Annotated in this window: 14 protein-coding genes; 7 read left to right on the top strand and 7 right to left on the bottom strand. The window is 35.5% G+C overall.

Annotation, left to right across the window (positions count from 1 at the left end; all coding sequences use genetic code 11):
* Positions 1-123 precede the first annotated feature (123 nt).
* From OR571_RS04755 to dnaA, 7 genes are all read right to left on the bottom strand, one after another.
* Positions 124-1230, bottom strand: coding sequence for an HD-GYP domain-containing protein (locus tag OR571_RS04755; RefSeq protein WP_282241695.1), 1107 nt, complete (start codon positions 1228-1230; stop codon positions 124-126).
* A 112-nt stretch (positions 1231-1342) separates the two neighbouring features.
* A complete protein-coding gene (gene gyrA / locus OR571_RS04750; RefSeq protein ID WP_282241694.1) occupies positions 1343-3847 on the bottom strand; it encodes a DNA gyrase subunit A in 2505 nt (834 codons plus the stop codon).
* 27 nt (positions 3848-3874) lie between these two features.
* The gene (gene gyrB / locus OR571_RS04745) at positions 3875-5797 is read right to left on the bottom strand and encodes a DNA topoisomerase (ATP-hydrolyzing) subunit B (protein WP_282241707.1); all 1923 of its coding nucleotides are present in this window, start codon (positions 5795-5797) and stop codon (positions 3875-3877) included.
* Positions 5798-5868: 71 nt separating this feature from the next.
* Complete coding sequence (gene recF, locus OR571_RS04740) at positions 5869-6981, bottom strand: DNA replication/repair protein RecF (RefSeq protein WP_282241693.1); 1113 nt, start codon at positions 6979-6981, stop codon at positions 5869-5871.
* Between the two features lies 1 nt (position 6982).
* The gene (gene yaaA / locus OR571_RS04735; RefSeq protein ID WP_142540836.1) at positions 6983-7210 is read right to left on the bottom strand and encodes a S4 domain-containing protein YaaA; all 228 of its coding nucleotides are present in this window, start codon (positions 7208-7210) and stop codon (positions 6983-6985) included.
* Positions 7211-7534: 324 nt separating this feature from the next.
* The gene (dnaN, locus tag OR571_RS04730) at positions 7535-8671 is read right to left on the bottom strand and encodes a DNA polymerase III subunit beta (RefSeq protein WP_282241692.1); all 1137 of its coding nucleotides are present in this window, start codon (positions 8669-8671) and stop codon (positions 7535-7537) included.
* Between the two features lie 170 nt (positions 8672-8841).
* The gene (dnaA, locus tag OR571_RS04725; RefSeq protein WP_282241691.1) at positions 8842-10185 is read right to left on the bottom strand and encodes a chromosomal replication initiator protein DnaA; all 1344 of its coding nucleotides are present in this window, start codon (positions 10183-10185) and stop codon (positions 8842-8844) included.
* Positions 10186-10704: 519 nt separating this feature from the next.
* Between dnaA and rpmH the strand changes: the two genes are divergently transcribed.
* From rpmH to rsmG, 7 genes are all read left to right on the top strand, one after another.
* Positions 10705-10839: a 50S ribosomal protein L34 gene (rpmH, locus tag OR571_RS04720; RefSeq protein ID WP_142540824.1), complete on the top strand. Its 135-nt coding sequence runs from the start codon at positions 10705-10707 to the stop codon at positions 10837-10839.
* Between the two features lie 63 nt (positions 10840-10902).
* Positions 10903-11247, top strand: coding sequence for a ribonuclease P protein component (gene rnpA / locus OR571_RS04715; protein ID WP_282241690.1), 345 nt, complete (start codon positions 10903-10905; stop codon positions 11245-11247).
* A 60-nt stretch (positions 11248-11307) separates the two neighbouring features.
* On the top strand, positions 11308-12078 hold the full coding sequence (gene yidC, locus OR571_RS04710; RefSeq protein WP_142540822.1) for a membrane protein insertase YidC: 771 nt from the start codon (positions 11308-11310) through the stop codon (positions 12076-12078).
* Positions 12075-12830 (top strand): RNA-binding cell elongation regulator Jag/EloR, encoded by a 756-nt coding sequence (gene jag, locus OR571_RS04705; RefSeq protein ID WP_282241689.1) that lies wholly within the window; start codon positions 12075-12077, stop codon positions 12828-12830. The genes yidC and jag overlap by 4 nt, the downstream gene beginning before the upstream one ends.
* A 422-nt stretch (positions 12831-13252) precedes the next feature.
* On the top strand, positions 13253-14638 hold the full coding sequence (gene mnmE, locus OR571_RS04700; RefSeq protein ID WP_282241688.1) for a tRNA uridine-5-carboxymethylaminomethyl(34) synthesis GTPase MnmE: 1386 nt from the start codon (positions 13253-13255) through the stop codon (positions 14636-14638).
* 23 nt (positions 14639-14661) lie between these two features.
* Complete coding sequence (gene mnmG, locus OR571_RS04695; protein ID WP_282241686.1) at positions 14662-16551, top strand: tRNA uridine-5-carboxymethylaminomethyl(34) synthesis enzyme MnmG; 1890 nt, start codon at positions 14662-14664, stop codon at positions 16549-16551.
* Positions 16552-16574: 23 nt separating this feature from the next.
* A complete protein-coding gene (gene rsmG, locus OR571_RS04690) occupies positions 16575-17291 on the top strand; it encodes a 16S rRNA (guanine(527)-N(7))-methyltransferase RsmG (protein WP_282241685.1) in 717 nt (238 codons plus the stop codon).
* Positions 17292-17376 lie beyond the last annotated feature (85 nt).

Genomic DNA, 17376 nt, shown 5'->3' with positions numbered 1-17376 from the left:
TTGTTGTCTCGTTTTGACGACTTCTATATAATATCAAGGTTCAACACTTATGTCAACACTTTAATCTAAAAAAATTAAACTCTTTCCTTTTCAGATAGAATTAAGGAAAGAGTTATTTTTAAGTCATTCTATAATACTCTCTATGTACAAAGATCTTTTGGCCGCTAAGTCAATTATTTGGCCAGTTTCTGTTAAACGAATCATAGGTCTCATTGGGGAATCTCTATGAGAAAACACAACTTCCCCTGTTCTTCCATCTGACAAGTGAACGCGGGTTGAAATTGGCAAATCACCCACGAGTGAAATTAATGCATGAACGGCTTCGATATTATATTTGCCAAACTCTTCTTCCTTTATCATCTCTAATACTTTGAATGAGGAGCTCTTCGCACGATAAACACGTTCGGATGTCATTGCATGATAAACATCTGCTACAGCAATTATTTGAGAGTAAACAGATATATTATCCATTTTGTCTCCTTTTGGATAACCACTTCCATCTAAACGCTCGTGGTGCTGGAAGATTGCAAGCTTCAGTTCGGATTTCAATAAAGGGCTGTCTTGTATCATTTGCAAACTATATATAGTATGTTTTTTAATCTCTGAAAAATCGGCTTCGGTTAAATAGGACTTTTTCTCTCTAATCTTTATATCCACTTTTGCCATTCCTATATCCGCTAACAAACCAGCAGTTGCTATTTGCTTAATCATTCCTGGTGGATAATTCAATTTTTTTGCTATTGCACCCGCTATTATACCAACAGCAATCGAGTGATGGGCAATATAGTTATCTATAGAAGAAAGACTATTTAAGTAAGAAAAGATTTTTTTATCGTCCATAGCCCTTTCAACTAAGGGCATAATTATATTGCGTAATTTCGCTAAATCTACTTTTATCCCAGCTTCCCAAGAAGAGAATTCTTTATAAAAACTATTTATCGCATCATTGTATAGTTTTATAAAATTTGTTTGGATAGCCGGTTCATCTTTATTTTGTATAGTATTTACTTGCTCTTCGTTTAATTTATTTATTTCTTCTTCCGTTCTACCAAATACATTTTCTATTATTATAGGTACTTTCTTAACATTAAAGGCACGTAACACTTGAATATGCTCTCTTGTTATTTTCGTGTCCTTTCGAATAATGGGGTTTTTTGTATTAACCAAAATATCTTCAGCAAGGACACTTCCCAATCTCAATTCCTCTAACTTTTCTAAAGCCTGGTACATTCCATTCCCTCCTTTTTCTAAATGTTTCTTTAATTATACTAAATATTATTGGTTACTGTATATGTATGAAAAACACTCTTAAACAAATTAGTTTAAGAGTGTTTTCATTTACTTATTCACTTATTTCTTCTGTAGAGGAAGATTCCGTATCAGTAGAAGGATTTTCTTCTATCTCCATGTCTTCATCCTCTTCTTTTTCAACTTTTGCAACGGTAGCTATTAGCTCATCGTCTGCAAGTCTCATTAGTCGGACACCTTGTGTACTTCTACCTGTTATAGAAATATCTTTTACGTCCATTCGAATGAGCATACCATTTATCGTAATTAACATTAAATCTTCTGTTCCATCTACTGCCTTAACAGCGGATAAAGGACCGTTCTTATCGGTAATTTGACATGTTTTCACACCCATACCACCGCGACTTTGTAAACGATACTCAGATTCCGGTGTACGTTTTCCATAGCCATTTTCTGTAACAACTAATATTTCTTGGTCCGGTTCTATAATTTCCATACCCACCACATAGTCATCGTCTTTTAAACGGATACCTCTTACCCCACCGGCAGTTCTACCCATAGAGCGTATATCAGTTTCTTCAAATCGAACTAGCTTACCTTGTCTTGTTCCAATGATTATTTGTTTATTACCATCCGTCAAACGAACAGCAATCAATTCATCATCCTCACGCAATGAAATGGCGATCAAACCATTTGCTCGAATATGCGCAAACCCAGAGACAGGCGTACGTTTGGTTACACCATGCTTTGTCGTAAAAATGAAATAGCTATCTTCTTCGAAGGATGCCATTGGAATCATTGCTGTAACTTGTTCGTCTTTATCCACACCTAGTAAGTTAATAAGCGGTAATCCTTTTGCTGTTCGACCATACTCAGGTATTTCAAATCCTCTAGCCCGGAAAACTTTCCCTTTATTTGTAAAAAATAAAATAGTGTCGTGTGTTGACGTGTACAATAGATGCTCTACAAAGTCATCTTCGTTTGTACCCATCCCTTGAACTCCTCGACCACCACGTTTTTGACTCTTATACGTATTAGCAGGCAATCGTTTGATGTACCCTTTGTTTGTCAAAGTAAGTACGGAGTTTTCTACAGGTATTAAATCTTCGTCTTCTAAAACTTCTGCTCCACCGGCAACAATTTCAGTTCGGCGCTTATCTGCATAACGATCTTTAATTTCTGTAATTTCTTCTCGTATAATCTCAACTACACGATACTCATTTGCCAAGATGAATTTTAGTTCTTCGATTAGTTTAACTAAAGCTGTATACTCTTCTTCAATCTTATCTCTTTCTAAGCCTGTTAAACGTTGTAAACGCATATCTAAAATCGCTTGGGCCTGGCGTTCAGACAAATTGAATTTTTCCATCAAACCATTTTTTGCTTCTTCGCCTGTTTGCGATGCACGAATTAAAGCAATAATTTCATCAATGTGATCTAAAGCAATTCGTAAACCTTCTAGAATATGTGCTCGATCTTCCGCTTTATTTAGTTCAAATTGTGTACGACGGCGGATAACTACTTTTTGATGTTCTAAGTAATAATAAAGCATTTCTTTTATGTTCAATACTTTTGGTTGGTTATCCACGAGGGCCAACATATTCACGCCGAAGCTAGATTGCAAAGCCGTTTGTTTATATAAATTATTTAATAGTACATGTGAGTTTGCATCTTTTCGGACTTCAATAACAATTCGCATACCATTACGATCTGATTCGTCCGCTAAATGGGTAATACCGTCAATTTTTTTATCGCGAACTAATTCTGCAATTTTTTCTATTAAACGAGCTTTGTTTACTTGATATGGTAACTCTGTAACGATAATTACTTCTTTACCGCTAGCTTTTTGTTCGATTTCCACTTTTGCACGAATTAGTATAGAACCTCTACCTGTTTCAAATGCACGACGAATACCACTTTTCCCTAAAATGATACCACCTGTTGGAAAGTCAGGTCCTGGGATTATCCCCATCAATTCCTCTATCGTAATGGCAGGATTTTCAGACAATGCTAACACACCATCGATTATTTCACCTAAATTATGGGAAGGAATATTCGTTGCCATACCAACTGCAATTCCAGAAGCTCCATTTACAAGTAGGTTAGGAAATCTACTTGGTAATACAACAGGCTCTTTTTCCTGTCCATCATAGTTATCTTTGTAATCTATTGTGTTTTTATTAATATCACGTAATAACTCCATCGCAATTTTAGACATTCTGGACTCGGTGTAACGCATTGCAGCTGCTCCATCACCATCAACTGAACCAAAGTTACCGTGTCCATCTACTAACATATAGCGGTAGCTCCAATGCTGTGCCATACGAACCATCGCTTCGTAAATAGAGGAGTCACCATGTGGATGGTATTTCCCCATTACGTCTCCTACAATACGAGCAGACTTTTTATGGGGTTTATCCGGAGTATTTCCTAATTCTTGCATTCCATATAAAATTCGTCGATGAACAGGCTTTAGCCCGTCTCGAACATCTGGCAGTGCACGAGATACGATAACACTCATTGCATAGTCAAGAAACGATGTTTTCATTTCTTGACTAATATTGATCCCTTTGACACCTTTATTCGGTATTTCTGACATCCTAAAGACCTCCAATCATACACATTCTTAAATATCTAAGTTTTTCACATACACAGCATTTTCTTCGATGAATTGACGTCTCGGTTCTACTTCTTCACCCATTAGCTGCTCAAATATCGCATCTGCTTCCATTGCGTTATCTAAGTTTACTTGTAGTAAAGTACGTGCATCTGGATCCATCGTTGTTTCCCAAAGTTGCTCTGCATCCATTTCTCCTAGACCTTTATAACGTTGAATATTTGGTTTAGAGGTTTTTGGTAAACGATCTAAGATCTCTTTTAATTGTTCATCGTTATAGCAATACTCAATATGTTTTCCTTGCTTCACTTGAAATAAAGGTGGTTGTGCTGCATATACATAACCCGCCTCAATAAGCGGTCTCATGAAACGGAAGAAAAAAGTAAGCAATAAAGTTCGAATATGCGCTCCATCAACGTCAGCATCCGTCATAATAATAATTTTATGATAACGGGCTTTTTCTAACGTAAACTCTTCGCCAATGCCAGTTCCTAGTGCAGTAATCATTGCTCGGATTTCAGCATTTCCTAAAATTCGATCTAAGCGTGCTTTTTCTACGTTCAGAATTTTCCCTCTTAAAGGTAAAATCGCTTGGAAATGACGATCACGACCTGATTTAGCAGATCCACCAGCAGAGTCACCTTCTACGATGTACAATTCACTTTCCGCAGGTACACGGGATGAACAATCTGCAAGTTTGCCCGGTAGACTAGAAACTTCTAATGCTGACTTTCTACGTGTAAATTCACGAGCTTTTTTCGCGGCAACTCGTGCTCTTGCAGCCATAAGTCCTTTTTCAATAACTTTACGGGCAGTTTGTGGATTTTCTAGCAAAAATCGATCAAAGCCCTCTGAAAACAAGCTGTTTGTAATCGTGCTCACTTCGGAGTTACCAAGTTTCGTTTTTGTTTGTCCTTCGAATTGAGGATCTGGATGTTTTACAGAAACAATGGCTGTTAATCCTTCACGAACATCATCCCCGGTTAAATTGGCATCTGCTTCTTTTAACAAACCATTTTTTCTAGCATAGTCATTAATCACACGAGTTAGTGCTGTCTTAAATCCAGACTCATGCGTTCCACCCTCATACGTATTAATATTGTTTGCAAAGGATAATATATTAGACGCGTAACCAGAGTTGTATTGCATAGCAATTTCAACGGCAATTCCATCTTTTTCTCCTTCTACAAAAATAGCTTCTTCCGTAATCGGCTCTTTTGTTTTATTTAAATCTTCAACGTATGATTTTATTCCGCCTTCATAGAAATACTTAACGGATTGTTCTTGGCCTTCTCTTTCATCCGCAATTGTTATCGACAAACCACGATTTAAATAAGCTAATTCACGGACACGATGTGCCAATATATCAAATTCATATATAGTAGTTTCCGTAAAAATTTCCGCATCTGCTTTAAATCGGGTAGTTGTACCAGTTATATCCGCTTCTCCAATAACTTCCAAAGGAGCGATCACAGCACCACGTTCAAATTTGATACAATGAATTTTTCCATCACGTTTTACATATACTTCTGTAAACTCGGAAAGAGCATTTACTACGGAGGCCCCAACACCATGAAGTCCACCTGATACTTTGTAGCCGCCACCACCAAATTTACCACCTGCATGTAAGACGGTCATAATAACTTCAACTGCAGGTTTACCCATTTTTTCTTGTATATCTACAGGTATACCACGACCATTGTCTTCTACTCGAATCCAATTGTCTTTTTCAATTGTTACGATAATATGATCACAGTATCCAGCAAGTGCTTCGTCAATACTGTTATCCACTATTTCCCATACAAGATGGTGAAGTCCCTTCGAACTGGTAGTACCGATGTACATACCTGGACGTTTTCTAACTGCTTCTAATCCTTCTAATACTTGTATCTGATCGGCATCATAAGATTTTTCTAACTCTTTTTCTTCCATAGCCAACTTGCTCACCTACTCTTTCATCACTTCAATAATGGTGACTCATATCTTTAAAAGTATAATTTTTATTAATCGATAACTGCTCCTTGTTCCACATGAAACATTTTTGCATGTTGAATCGTATCATGTGCAATGCCTTCTACACTTGTCGTTGTAACAAATGTTTGGACATCACCTTGAATCGTGTTTAACAAATGCGATTGTCTATAGTCATCTAATTCTGATAGAACGTCATCCAGCAATAAAACAGGAGCTTCACCTACCTCCTGTTTTATCAATTCAATTTCAGCTAATTTTAAAGACAAAGCCGTTGTTCGTTGTTGGCCTTGTGATCCATATATTTGAACATCATAATCATTAACGAAAAATTGAAGGTCATCTCGGTGCGGACCTGTTAAAGTCACTCCACGATCAAGTTCTCTTTTTTGATTATCTGTTATTTTTTTTTCAAGATGTTCTTTCATCTCGTTCTCTGTCCAATCTGCTTTAATACCAGAAGTGGAATTATATGAAACGGTCAACTTTTCTAAACCTCTAGAAATACCAAAATGGATTGGTTCTGCCCACTTTTGGAGTAAATCCATAAATTGAAATCTTTTTTGGATTACTTTCACAGCAGCATCTATATATTGTTCCGTGTACACATCATACATAACATCCTTAAGAAAAGGCTTCCCTTGATTCTGTTTCAATATATGATTTCGTTGTTTTAATATCTTTTGGAATTGAAGTAAATCATGTAAATAAACAGGGGAAATTTGGCCGATTTCCATATCAAGAAACCGCCTTCTAACTTGTGGACTTCCTTTTACTAAGTATAAATCTTCCGGAGCAAACATGACGACATTTAGCTGCCCGATATAATTACTTAATTTTTTTTGTTCTAAGTGATTAACTTTCGCTTTCTTACCTTTTTTTGACAATGTTAATTCTAAAGGCAAATGACCATACTTTTTTTGAATAGCCCCTCTTATTTTACCATAGTCTGCTTCCCAACGTATCAATTCTTTGTCATTGGAAGTTCTGTGTGATTTTGCCATCGACAATACATAAAGGGATTCCATCAAGTTTGTTTTCCCTTGTGCATTTTCTCCGATAAAGACATTTATTTTGGAGGAAAAGTCCAACTCAATTGATTCATAATTACGGAAATCTTTTAACTCTAACCGTTCAATATACATGTTAATCCCCGTTCTCTGGTCCAATCATCTGGAATCTTCCTACCCCTGGAATATTTACAACGTCTTTGTGACGCAGCTTACGGCCTCTTCGATCTTCTACTTCACCATTCACATAAACGGCATGTTCACTTAAAAACCATTTGGCCATTCCACCTGAATCTATTGCATCTGTCATTTTCAATAGTTGACCAAGTGTAATAAATTCTGAGTCAAAACGAATCTCTTCCAACAATAATTCAACCTCTTCTCATTTTCATTATCCCTTCATTTTACTCCAAATAACCGAATAAGTAAAAAAAAGCGTAAATGGTTTGCAATGTAGCTTGTTTTCGAAGTTTTATACGTAACAGTCATTTTAATCTTACGACAAGTAACCTCTTAGTTTAGTGAACTATTTCCTCTATTCCACTTTCAATACTTTTTACTAAAACTAAACTGTATAGATATACCGTTTGGTTAACTGCATAGTTATCCACATTGTTGATAATTTTCTCCAGCGTAAAAAAGATAGCCACGATAGTGACTATCCCCAATTTTTTAAATTTTTTTCAAATTAATAAGTTCTTACCGGCAATATAAGCTGCAAAATAGAATCATCGTGAACAGATTTCAGTACAAAAGGTCTCATTGCTCCAGAGAACAAGATTTTTACATCTTGACCATCGATTGCTTTTAAAGCATCCATCATATATTTTGCACTAAAAGAAAGTTTCAAATCTTCCCCGTCTATGGATTCTGCTTGAATCTGTTCTTCTACATTTCCTATTTCAGGAGAATTAGAGGACACTTCAACAAAACCATCACCAATAGTTGAAAAACGAACAACATTATTTCTTTCTTCTCTTGCGAGTAAAGAAGCTCGATCAATTGCTTGGAGCAATGATTTTCCGTTAACTAAAATGGTTGTTTTGTATTCATTTGGAATCAATCTTGACGTATCAGGATAGTTTCCTTCTAACAACCTTGAATAGAACAACACATCTCCCGTTTTAAACAGTATTTGTTGTTGTGTCATAACGATTGCTACTTCAGAGGATGTTTCTTCTAATATTTTGTTTAATTCATTTAAGCTTTTCCCTGGAATAACAACACTATATTCTTCTTGAGGTAAATCTTTTAGTGCTGTTTTTCTTTTAGCTAAACGATGGCTGTCTGTTGCTACACAGTGAAGCTCTCCCTCTTTTACTGACCAATTAACTCCAGTGAGGACTGGACGACTCTCTGAAGTAGATACAGCAAATACCGTTTCTCTAATAATTGATTTTAGTAAATCAGAAGGAATAAAGAATTGACGATCCTCCTCAATTTGTGGAAGCAATGGATACTCAGATGCATCTAAACCAATTAAGTTAAACTCTGATTTACCTGAACGAATATGTGTTTGAAATTGATTGGTTACTTCGATTTCTACTTCGTTAGTAGGAAGTTTTCGTACAATCTCGTTGAACACGCGAGCTTGTAAAACTATTGTTCCTGCTTCTGTCACTTTAATAATTTGTTCTCCATTTTTTTCTGTTGGAATATACGTTTGAATAGTGATATCGGAATCACTGCCCGTAATATAAAGTCCTTTTTGTGAAACTTCTAATTTAAGACCAGTTAAAATTGGGACAGTTGTTTTTGAACTTACTGCTTTCATTACGTCATTTAATCCCTCTAATAAACTATCTCTCATTACTTCGAATTTCATTTTTGTACCTCACTTATATAGTTATTATTTATTTAAAAGAATAATAGATATAGTAATAGGGCTTGTGGATATGTTGATAAGTGTATTTTAACCTTTATATACCTGATTATCCACATGTGAATAAGTTGTTCTTAAGTGAAAGGATAAAGAATAAACTTATCCACAATGATTTATCTCCCTAAAATAGTTTTTATTTGTTTTAAGTCATCTTGCAAATTTGTATCATCTTTAAGCATTTTAGAAATCTTCTCGTGTGCATGAATAACAGTCGTATGATCTCGGCCACCAAACTCTTCCCCGATTTTCGGCAGAGAAAAGTCTGTCAGTTCTCTAGAAAGATACATTGCGACTTGACGAGGAAATGCAATAGATTTAGTTCGTTTTTTAGCCGCGAAATCTTCCAACCTAATGTGAAAATGCTCCCCAACTACTTTTTGGATGTCTAAAATGGTAATAATTCTTGGACGTGCATTAGGCATAATATCTTTTAGTGCTTCTGTTGCAAGTTCCGGGTTTATATCTTTATTTACAAGAGAAGAATAAGCAACCACGCGTATTAATGCCCCTTCTAACTCCCGAATATTCGAATCGATTTGATTTGCTATATAGGCCATTACTTCATCCGAAATATCTAGTCCGTCAGCTCTTGCCTTTTTACGCAAGATAGCAATTCTTGTTTCTAAATCTGGTGGCGCTATATCTGTTATTAAGCCCCATTCAAAGCGGGAACGGAGTCTATCTTCCAGTGTAGGAATTTCTTTTGGCGGTCTATCACTTGAAATGACAATTTGTTTGGATTCTTCATGTAATGCGTTGAAAGTATGGAAAAATTCTTCTTGAGTTGATTCTTTTCCGGCAAGGAATTGAATATCATCTATTAACAGGACATCTATGTTCCGGTATTTATTGCGAAACTCAATGGTTTTATTGTCACGAATAGAGTTAATGAATTCATTCGTAAATTTTTCAGAAGATAAATAAACCACTTTTGCATTGGGATCGTGTTCTTGTACATAATGACCAATCGCATGCATTAAGTGGGTTTTTCCGAGTCCAACTCCTCCATATATAAATAGAGGATTATATGCTTTTGCAGGTGCCTCTGCTACGGCTAAAGAAGCAGCATGAGCGAAACGGTTTCCTGATCCAATAACAAAAGTATCAAACGTGTATTTAGAATTTAAAATTCCAGGGGAAAACTCAGATTGTTCTCCATTAGTGTTAGGGATTTTCGGTTTTGGTATATCAAACTCTTCTACGTCTTGGTTCTTTGGTACAACAAAAGAAATAAGAAGTTCGTTACCAGTTACTTCTGTCAAAATTCCAGCAATTAAATGGACATAATGGTTTTCAAGCCAGTCTCTTGCGAAGGAATTCGGCGCAGCTATTGTAACAGTCTCTCCTTTATATGAAAGTAGCTTCGTCGACTTTAACCAAGTTTCAAAACTAGGTTTCGATGTTTTCTTTTCTACTTCAGAGAGAACCTTTGCCCAAAGTTCTTCTAAATGTTCCAATAATCTAGTCTCCTTTTTTAGAGTAGTAAAACGTTCATATTTACAACTTGCAAAAATAATTAATATGTATAGATTAAAGACATATACACAAATCCACTTCCTGTGGATAAATATTGTAAACGTACGTGGAAAAACTTATCCACAGATTATTAACAACTGTGGATAAGAAAAATTGGTAAAATTTAATTGAAAAAGTAAAACACAAATATCGTAACAAAAAAACATTGTAATTACAAGAGATTTAAGAGTTATCCACAATTATCAAATTATTAACATTCCAGGTTGTCCACAAGGTATGATTATGTTCAGAACATGTTCATAAGTCTTGTGGATATTTTTTTCTGTTTATTTTTTTATACACAAGCAAAAAGAGGAGTAATAATAATTGTGGATAAACTATCTTTTAAACAAGGACTATAAGTATTTGAAAAACGATTGACATAATCACAGTAGTTATATATAATATCGGAGACTGTCTAAAGAAATTTGTAAGATGATCACTCAGGAGGTGTCATATAGATGAAACGTACATTCCAACCAAATAGCCGTAAACGTAGCAAAAACCACGGTTTCCGCGCACGTATGAGTACTAAAAACGGTCGCCGCGTATTAGCAGCACGCCGTGCAAAAGGAAGAAAAGTATTATCAGCATAAGTCCACTGACCATTCAGTGGTCTTTTTTTTCTTTTATAACGATTAGTCGGAGCAGGTGAAACGATGAATAAAAGACAACGAATAAAAAGAAATGCAGAGTTTCAAGAGATCTTTAAAAAAGGAAAGTCATTTGCCAATAGACAATTCGTTGTCTATTGCTTAGCAAAAGAAGAGGATTATTACCGTGTTGGATTGTCGGTAAGTAAAAAAGTAGGAAATGCAGTAGTCCGAAATCGTATAAAGAGATATATTAGACAAACCTTTTTAGAAATACATGATCAAGTGTATTCGAAAATGGATTATATAATTATCGCCAGAAATCCGGCGGCCAAGCTAGATTTTCATGAAACCAAAAAAAGTTTGGAACATGTTTTAAAAATTGCAAAGGCAATCAAAAAGAAAAGCTAGTGTAGACTTTCTTAGAAATGGTAAGATGAAATGAAGATATATAATTAGGGGGAAAGAAGGTTGAAAAAAAGATTATCATTAGTACTATTACTAGTAGTAGTAACTGCACTACTTGCTGGTTGTTCTGAATTTAATGAGCCGATCTATTCTGATTCAGAAGGATTTTGGAATCATTACATCGTTTGGCCGTTAGTTTCAGCTATTACTTACTTTAAAGATTTACTAGGCACTTATGGTTTAGGAATTATTACGGTAACAATTATTATTCGATTAATAATCTTACCTTTAATGATTAAACAGACAAAAAGCTCGAAGAACATGCAAGAAGTACAACCTGAATTACAAAAATTAAAAGAAAAATACAGTTCTAAAGATGCGGTAACTCAGCAAAAGTATCAGCAAGAAATGATGGCTCTTTTTAAAGAAAGAGGAATCAATCCAGCTGCTGGGTGTTTACCGGTGTTTATCCAAATGCCAATACTAATAGGTTTTTATCATGCAATTAGCCGCATGAATAATACACCTGAAATCAATCTAGGTGACTTTTTAGGATTTGCGTTAGCAGAGCCTAGTATAATACTTGCAGTTCTAGCTGGTATTATGCAATTGATCGTTTTACGTACTGGTCCGGCAATGGATAATCCGCAAATGAAAATTATGATGTATATCATGCCATTTATGATTATCGGATTTGGTATCGTATTACCGGCTGCATTAACATTATATTGGGTTATCGGAAACATCATCTCTATTATTCAAAATTTATTCATTTATAAACCTTGGAACAAGAAAGCAAAAGAACCTGTTAAATCGGGAGGGGCTAAAAAATGAATCAGATTACACAAACTGCGCCTACAAAAGAAGAAGCTATAACTATTGCACTAGAAAAGCTAGGAGTACCCATGCAAGATGTGTCGATTACAGTAGTGGAAGAGGGTAAAAAAGGTTTTCTAGGATTTGGAGTAAAACCTGCAGTTGTACAAGTAACTGTTTTAAAAAAAGAAATAGTAGAAGAAGTTCCTAAAACAGAAAAAATTGAAATAGAACAACCTCAACAGGTCCAGCTTCATAACACAGAAGTAAGTGTACTAAGTGAGAAAGAAGAAACACCTGTAAAGCAACAAACGAATGAATTGGCAATAGAGGAAACAACACGATATATAGAGAAAATCGCTAAAGAGATGAAAATAGATGATTTAGTAATAACTGAAAAAAGAGATGGAAAGTTTGTTCATCTTCATCTAAATAGCGATAAAGCGGCGTTATTAATAGGAAAGCGTGGACAAACACTGAATGCGCTTGAAAATTTATCCCAGCTTGTCGCAAATAAGTTTTCTAATTCCTTCATTATTATTAAATTAGATGTTGGAAATTACCGAGAGCGTAGAAGAGAGTCACTCGAGCAGCTTGCAGAAAGAATGGCAGACAAAGCTGTTCGAACAGGTAAAAAAGTAGAATTTGAGCCGATGTCTTCTTTTGAAAGAAAAATAATTCATCATGCACTATCTGTTCGTGTAGATATAGAAACCTATTCAATGGGGACAGATCCAAATCGTTATTTAGTTATAGAACCAATAAAGTAAAAAGAAATGGGTTTTAGCTCTCAATAGCTGAAATCCATTTTTTAAATTTTATCCCGCATTAACGGGCAGTAAGACTCCCACTTCAAGATTGAAGAAAAGAAAAGATAAGTGGGAGATCAACTGCCCCGATTGGTTCAACTAACAATCAGTGGGGGATAAAGAACCCCCCCACTGATTGAAGTTTCACTTTATTAGCAAATCCCGCAGATTGTGAAGGAAGTATGAGAATAATGTCAGCCAGGCCAAGTCGGATTTATACGAAGATAATCGATATGGTTAAATTGGTACATTTTGTTCACACGAATAAAAGTATCTATGCTTCTGATTTTGGGTATTTTGTGGTATCGTTATATGTTAGATAGTCGTGTTCGTTTACTTATTCACATGTGGATAAGTGTTAAACTGTAAGGAGGTAGACACTAGTGGAATTTGATACAATAGCAGCTATTTCTACACCGCTTGGTGAAGGGGCTATAGCAATAGTAAGAATCAGTGGGTCTAATGCAGTAGCTATAGCAAATAAAATTTTTCGTTCACCAAACGAAAAAGATTTACTAAAACAAGCATCTCATACGATACATTATGGACATTTAGTTGATCCTAAAACGAATGAGGTAGTAGAAGAGGTAATGCTATCCTTAATGAAAGGACCAAAAACATTTACAAGAGAAGATGTAATAGAGATAAATTGTCATGGAGGACTTGTATCGGTCAATCGTGTCTTACAACTCATTTTAATAAATGGTGCACGACTCGCAGAGCCAGGTGAGTTTACGAAACGTGCATTTTTAAATGGAAGAATCGACTTATCGCAAGCAGAAGCTGTCATGGATTTAATAAGAGCAAAAACAGATAAAGCGATGAATGTTGCTTTAGGGCAAATGGACGGACGATTATCTAGACTTATTAACACATTAAGACAAGCTCTTCTTGAGACTTTGGCACAGGTAGAAGTAAATATTGATTATCCAGAATACGATGATGTGGAAGAAATGACACTTCCACTGATGATAGATAAATGTACTTGGGTGAAAGAAGAAATTGATAAACTATTAATTACTTCATCTCAAGGAAAAATACTTCGTGAAGGACTTTCAACTGCAATTATTGGAAGACCGAACGTTGGAAAATCTTCTTTACTAAATAGTTTAATACAAGAAAATAAGGCTATTGTTACGGATATAGCGGGAACTACAAGAGATATTATAGAAGAGTATGTTAATGTACGCGGAGTTCCGTTAAAATTAGTAGATACTGCTGGAATCCGAGAAACAGAAGATATCGTTGAAAGAATTGGTGTAGAAAAATCACGACAAGTATTAAAAGAAGCAGATCTTCTTTTACTTGTGCTAAACAATGCAGAGCAACTAACCGAAGAGGACCGTCGACTATTTGAAGCGGTTGAAGGTATGGATTGCATTATCATCATTAATAAAACAGATTTACCGTCCGAAATAAATATGGACGAAGTGAAGCAGTTGGCAGGCGATAAACGAGTAGTCACGACTTCCTTACTTCAGGAAGAAGGGGTCGATGAATTAGAAGAAGCAATAGCTACTCTATTTTTCGAAGGATCTATTGAAGCATCGGATCTAACATACGTGTCGAATGCTCGTCATATATCCTTATTACATTTAGCAAAAGCAACTGTAACAGACGCAATTGAAGCTGCACATAATGACGTGCCAGTGGATATGATTCAAATAGATGTGACAAGAACTTGGGAAATACTAGGCGAGATAGTTGGAGATACAGTGGAAGAAAGTCTAATTGACCAGTTATTTGCACAGTTTTGTTTAGGAAAATAAAAAATTGAGAGGAAGTAACGAACATGCCAAACTTTGAAGCAGGCAAGTTCGATGTGATTGTTGTTGGAGCAGGACATGCAGGCGTGGAAGCAGCACGAGCAGCTGCTAAAATGGGTGCAAAAACGCTTGTTTTGACAATAAATCTTGATATGATTGCATTTATGCCATGTAATCCATCCATCGGAGGGCCAGCGAAAGGAATTGTTGTGCGTGAAATTGACGCATTAGGCGGAGCCATGGGAAAAGTAATAGATAAGACACATATTCAAATGAGAATGCTGAACACTGGGAAGGGTCCAGCTGTTCGAGCACTGCGTGCGCAAGCGGATAAAGTGTTATATCAACATGAAATGAAACGACTACTTGAAGAACAAGATAATTTAACGATTCACCAAGCAGTTGTAGAAGAATTACTTGTAGAAGATGAGAAAATCATTGGATTAGTAACACAAGTAGGGGCTATTTACCGAGCAGAAACAGTGGTCATTACTACGGGTACATTTTTACGCGGAGAAATAATCATTGGAGACTTAAAATATTCAAGTGGACCAAACAATCAGCAACCTTCTATTAAATTAGCGGATAGTATCCGAAATTTGGGCTTTGATTTGGTTCGATTTAAAACAGGTACTCCACCACGTGTAAATAGTAAAACAGTAGACTATAGTAAAACAGAAATTCAACCTGGCGATGACGTTCCTAGAGCATTTAGTTTTGAAACAACTGAATTTATCATGGATCAATTACCATGTTGGTTAACATATACAAGTGAAAAAACACATCAAATTATTAATGAGAATTTACATTTATCTCCTATGTATTCTGGTATGATTAAAGGAACTGGACCTAGGTATTGTCCGTCTATTGAAGACAAGGTAGTTCGATTTAATGATAAACCGCGCCATCAGATTTTCTTAGAGCCAGAGGGAAGAAATACAAAAGAAGTATATGTTCAAGGATTATCGACTAGTCTACCTGAGCATGTTCAACGACAACTAATAGCCTCAGTTCCTGGACTTGAAAATGCAGAAATGATGCGTGCTGGCTATGCAATTGAATACGATGCAATGGTACCAACTCAATTATGGCCAACACTTGAAACGAAAAAGATTAAAAACTTATATACTGCAGGTCAAATTAATGGAACTTCTGGATACGAAGAAGCAGCAGGTCAAGGATTAATGGCTGGTATAAATGCGGCACTGCGAGTACTAAACAAGGAAGAAAAAGTGTTAAGCAGATCAGATGCATACATCGGAGTATTGATCGACGATTTAGTAACAAAAGGAACAAATGAACCATATCGTTTACTTACTTCACGTGCAGAATATCGTTTGTTGTTACGTCATGATAATGCTGATTTAAGACTTCTTGAAATAGGCTATGAAATCGGTTTGGTCCCTCAAGAGAGATTTGAACAATTTTTAGCTAAAAAGAAACGAATAGAAGATGAATTAGATCGTCTTCGCACACTAATCATTAAGCCAAATGAAACGACACAGGCGTTAATACGTAGTGTAGATGGTAGTGAACTAAAAGATGGTATACGTGCTGCTGATCTACTGAAGCGAACAGAAATGCACTATGATTTAGTTGCCGAATTGGTTCCGTCAGAAGTAGAATTAACATTAGAAGAAAAAGAACAAGTTGAAATTCAAGTAAAATATGAAGGATATATTGAAAAATCTCTTCAACAAGTAGAAAAACTTAAAAAAATGGAAGACAAAAAAATTCCTGACCAAATTGATTATGATGCAATCTCTGGAATTGCTACGGAAGCTAAACAAAAATTAAAGCAAGTCCGTCCATTATCTATTGCACAAGCATCTCGTATATCAGGAGTAAATCCAGCGGACATTTCTATCTTGCTTATCTATATCGAACAAGGAAAAATCGCTAAAATATCTGGATAGTCTTAAATGATAAGGAGAACTACATGAACGAAGACCAATTTAAACAAGCCCTTCATGAAAAAGGAATTTCACTAAGTGATGTTCAACTAGAACAGTTTAAAAAATATTATGAACTACTAGTTGAGTGGAATGAAAAAATGAATTTAACAGCTATCACAGATGAACCTTCTGTCTATTTAAAACATTTTTTTGATTCTATTAGTGCTTCTTTTTATGAAGATTTTAATGGCCCTTTCTCTGTTTGCGATGTAGGAGCAGGGGCTGGATTTCCAAGCATTCCTATAAAAATTTGTTTTCCACATATAAAAGTAACTATAGTTGATTCATTGAATAAAAGAATTCAATTTTTAACTAATTTAAGTAAAGAATTAAACTTATCCAATGTTCAATTTGTGCATGCTCGAGCAGAAGAATTTGGACAAAACAGTGAATATAGAGAAAAATATGACATTGTAACTGCAAGAGCTGTAGCAAGGCTCTCTGTCTTATCTGAATTATGTGTCCCTCTAGTAAAGGTAGGGGGCAGGTTTATTGCAATGAAGGCTGCTAGTGCTTCCGATGAGTTAAAAGATGCGAAAAAAGCACTAGATGTGCTAGGTGCTGAGAAAAGTGGAGAGTATTCATTTCTTTTACCTATAGAAAATAGTGAGAGAACGTTATATGTCTTTTCTAAAACAAAAAGCACACCGAAAAGATACCCTCGAAAGCCAGGTATTCCAAACAAAACGCCTATTATTTAACCTTACTAAACAGCTTGTTTCTATCTACAATTCATTAATATACAAAGTTATTTTCTTTAGAAATAGAGATAAGAAGCAAGTATGT

Source organism: Psychrobacillus sp. NEAU-3TGS, from assembly GCF_029955155.1.
GTDB lineage: Bacteria > Bacillota > Bacilli > Bacillales_A > Planococcaceae > Psychrobacillus.
The sequence above is the reverse complement of the archived record's forward strand: the minus strand, read 5'-3'. Positions and strand labels throughout refer to the sequence as shown.

Coding starts and splice junctions, on each gene's coding strand:
- OR571_RS04755 (WP_282241695.1), bottom strand. CDS start 1,230: ATGTACCAGGCTTTAGAAAAGTTAGAGGAATTGAGATTGGGAAGTGTC.
- gyrA (WP_282241694.1), bottom strand. CDS start 3,847: ATGTCAGAAATACCGAATAAAGGTGTCAAAGGGATCAATATTAGTCAA.
- gyrB (WP_282241707.1), bottom strand. CDS start 5,797: ATGGAAGAAAAAGAGTTAGAAAAATCTTATGATGCCGATCAGATACAA.
- recF (WP_282241693.1), bottom strand. CDS start 6,981: ATGTATATTGAACGGTTAGAGTTAAAAGATTTCCGTAATTATGAATCA.
- dnaN (WP_282241692.1), bottom strand. CDS start 8,671: ATGAAATTCGAAGTAATGAGAGATAGTTTATTAGAGGGATTAAATGAC.
- rpmH (WP_142540824.1), top strand. CDS start 10,705: ATGAAACGTACATTCCAACCAAATAGCCGTAAACGTAGCAAAAACCAC.
- rnpA (WP_282241690.1), top strand. CDS start 10,903: ATGAATAAAAGACAACGAATAAAAAGAAATGCAGAGTTTCAAGAGATC.
- jag (WP_282241689.1), top strand. CDS start 12,075: ATGAATCAGATTACACAAACTGCGCCTACAAAAGAAGAAGCTATAACT.
- mnmG (WP_282241686.1), top strand. CDS start 14,662: ATGCCAAACTTTGAAGCAGGCAAGTTCGATGTGATTGTTGTTGGAGCA.
- rsmG (WP_282241685.1), top strand. CDS start 16,575: ATGAACGAAGACCAATTTAAACAAGCCCTTCATGAAAAAGGAATTTCA.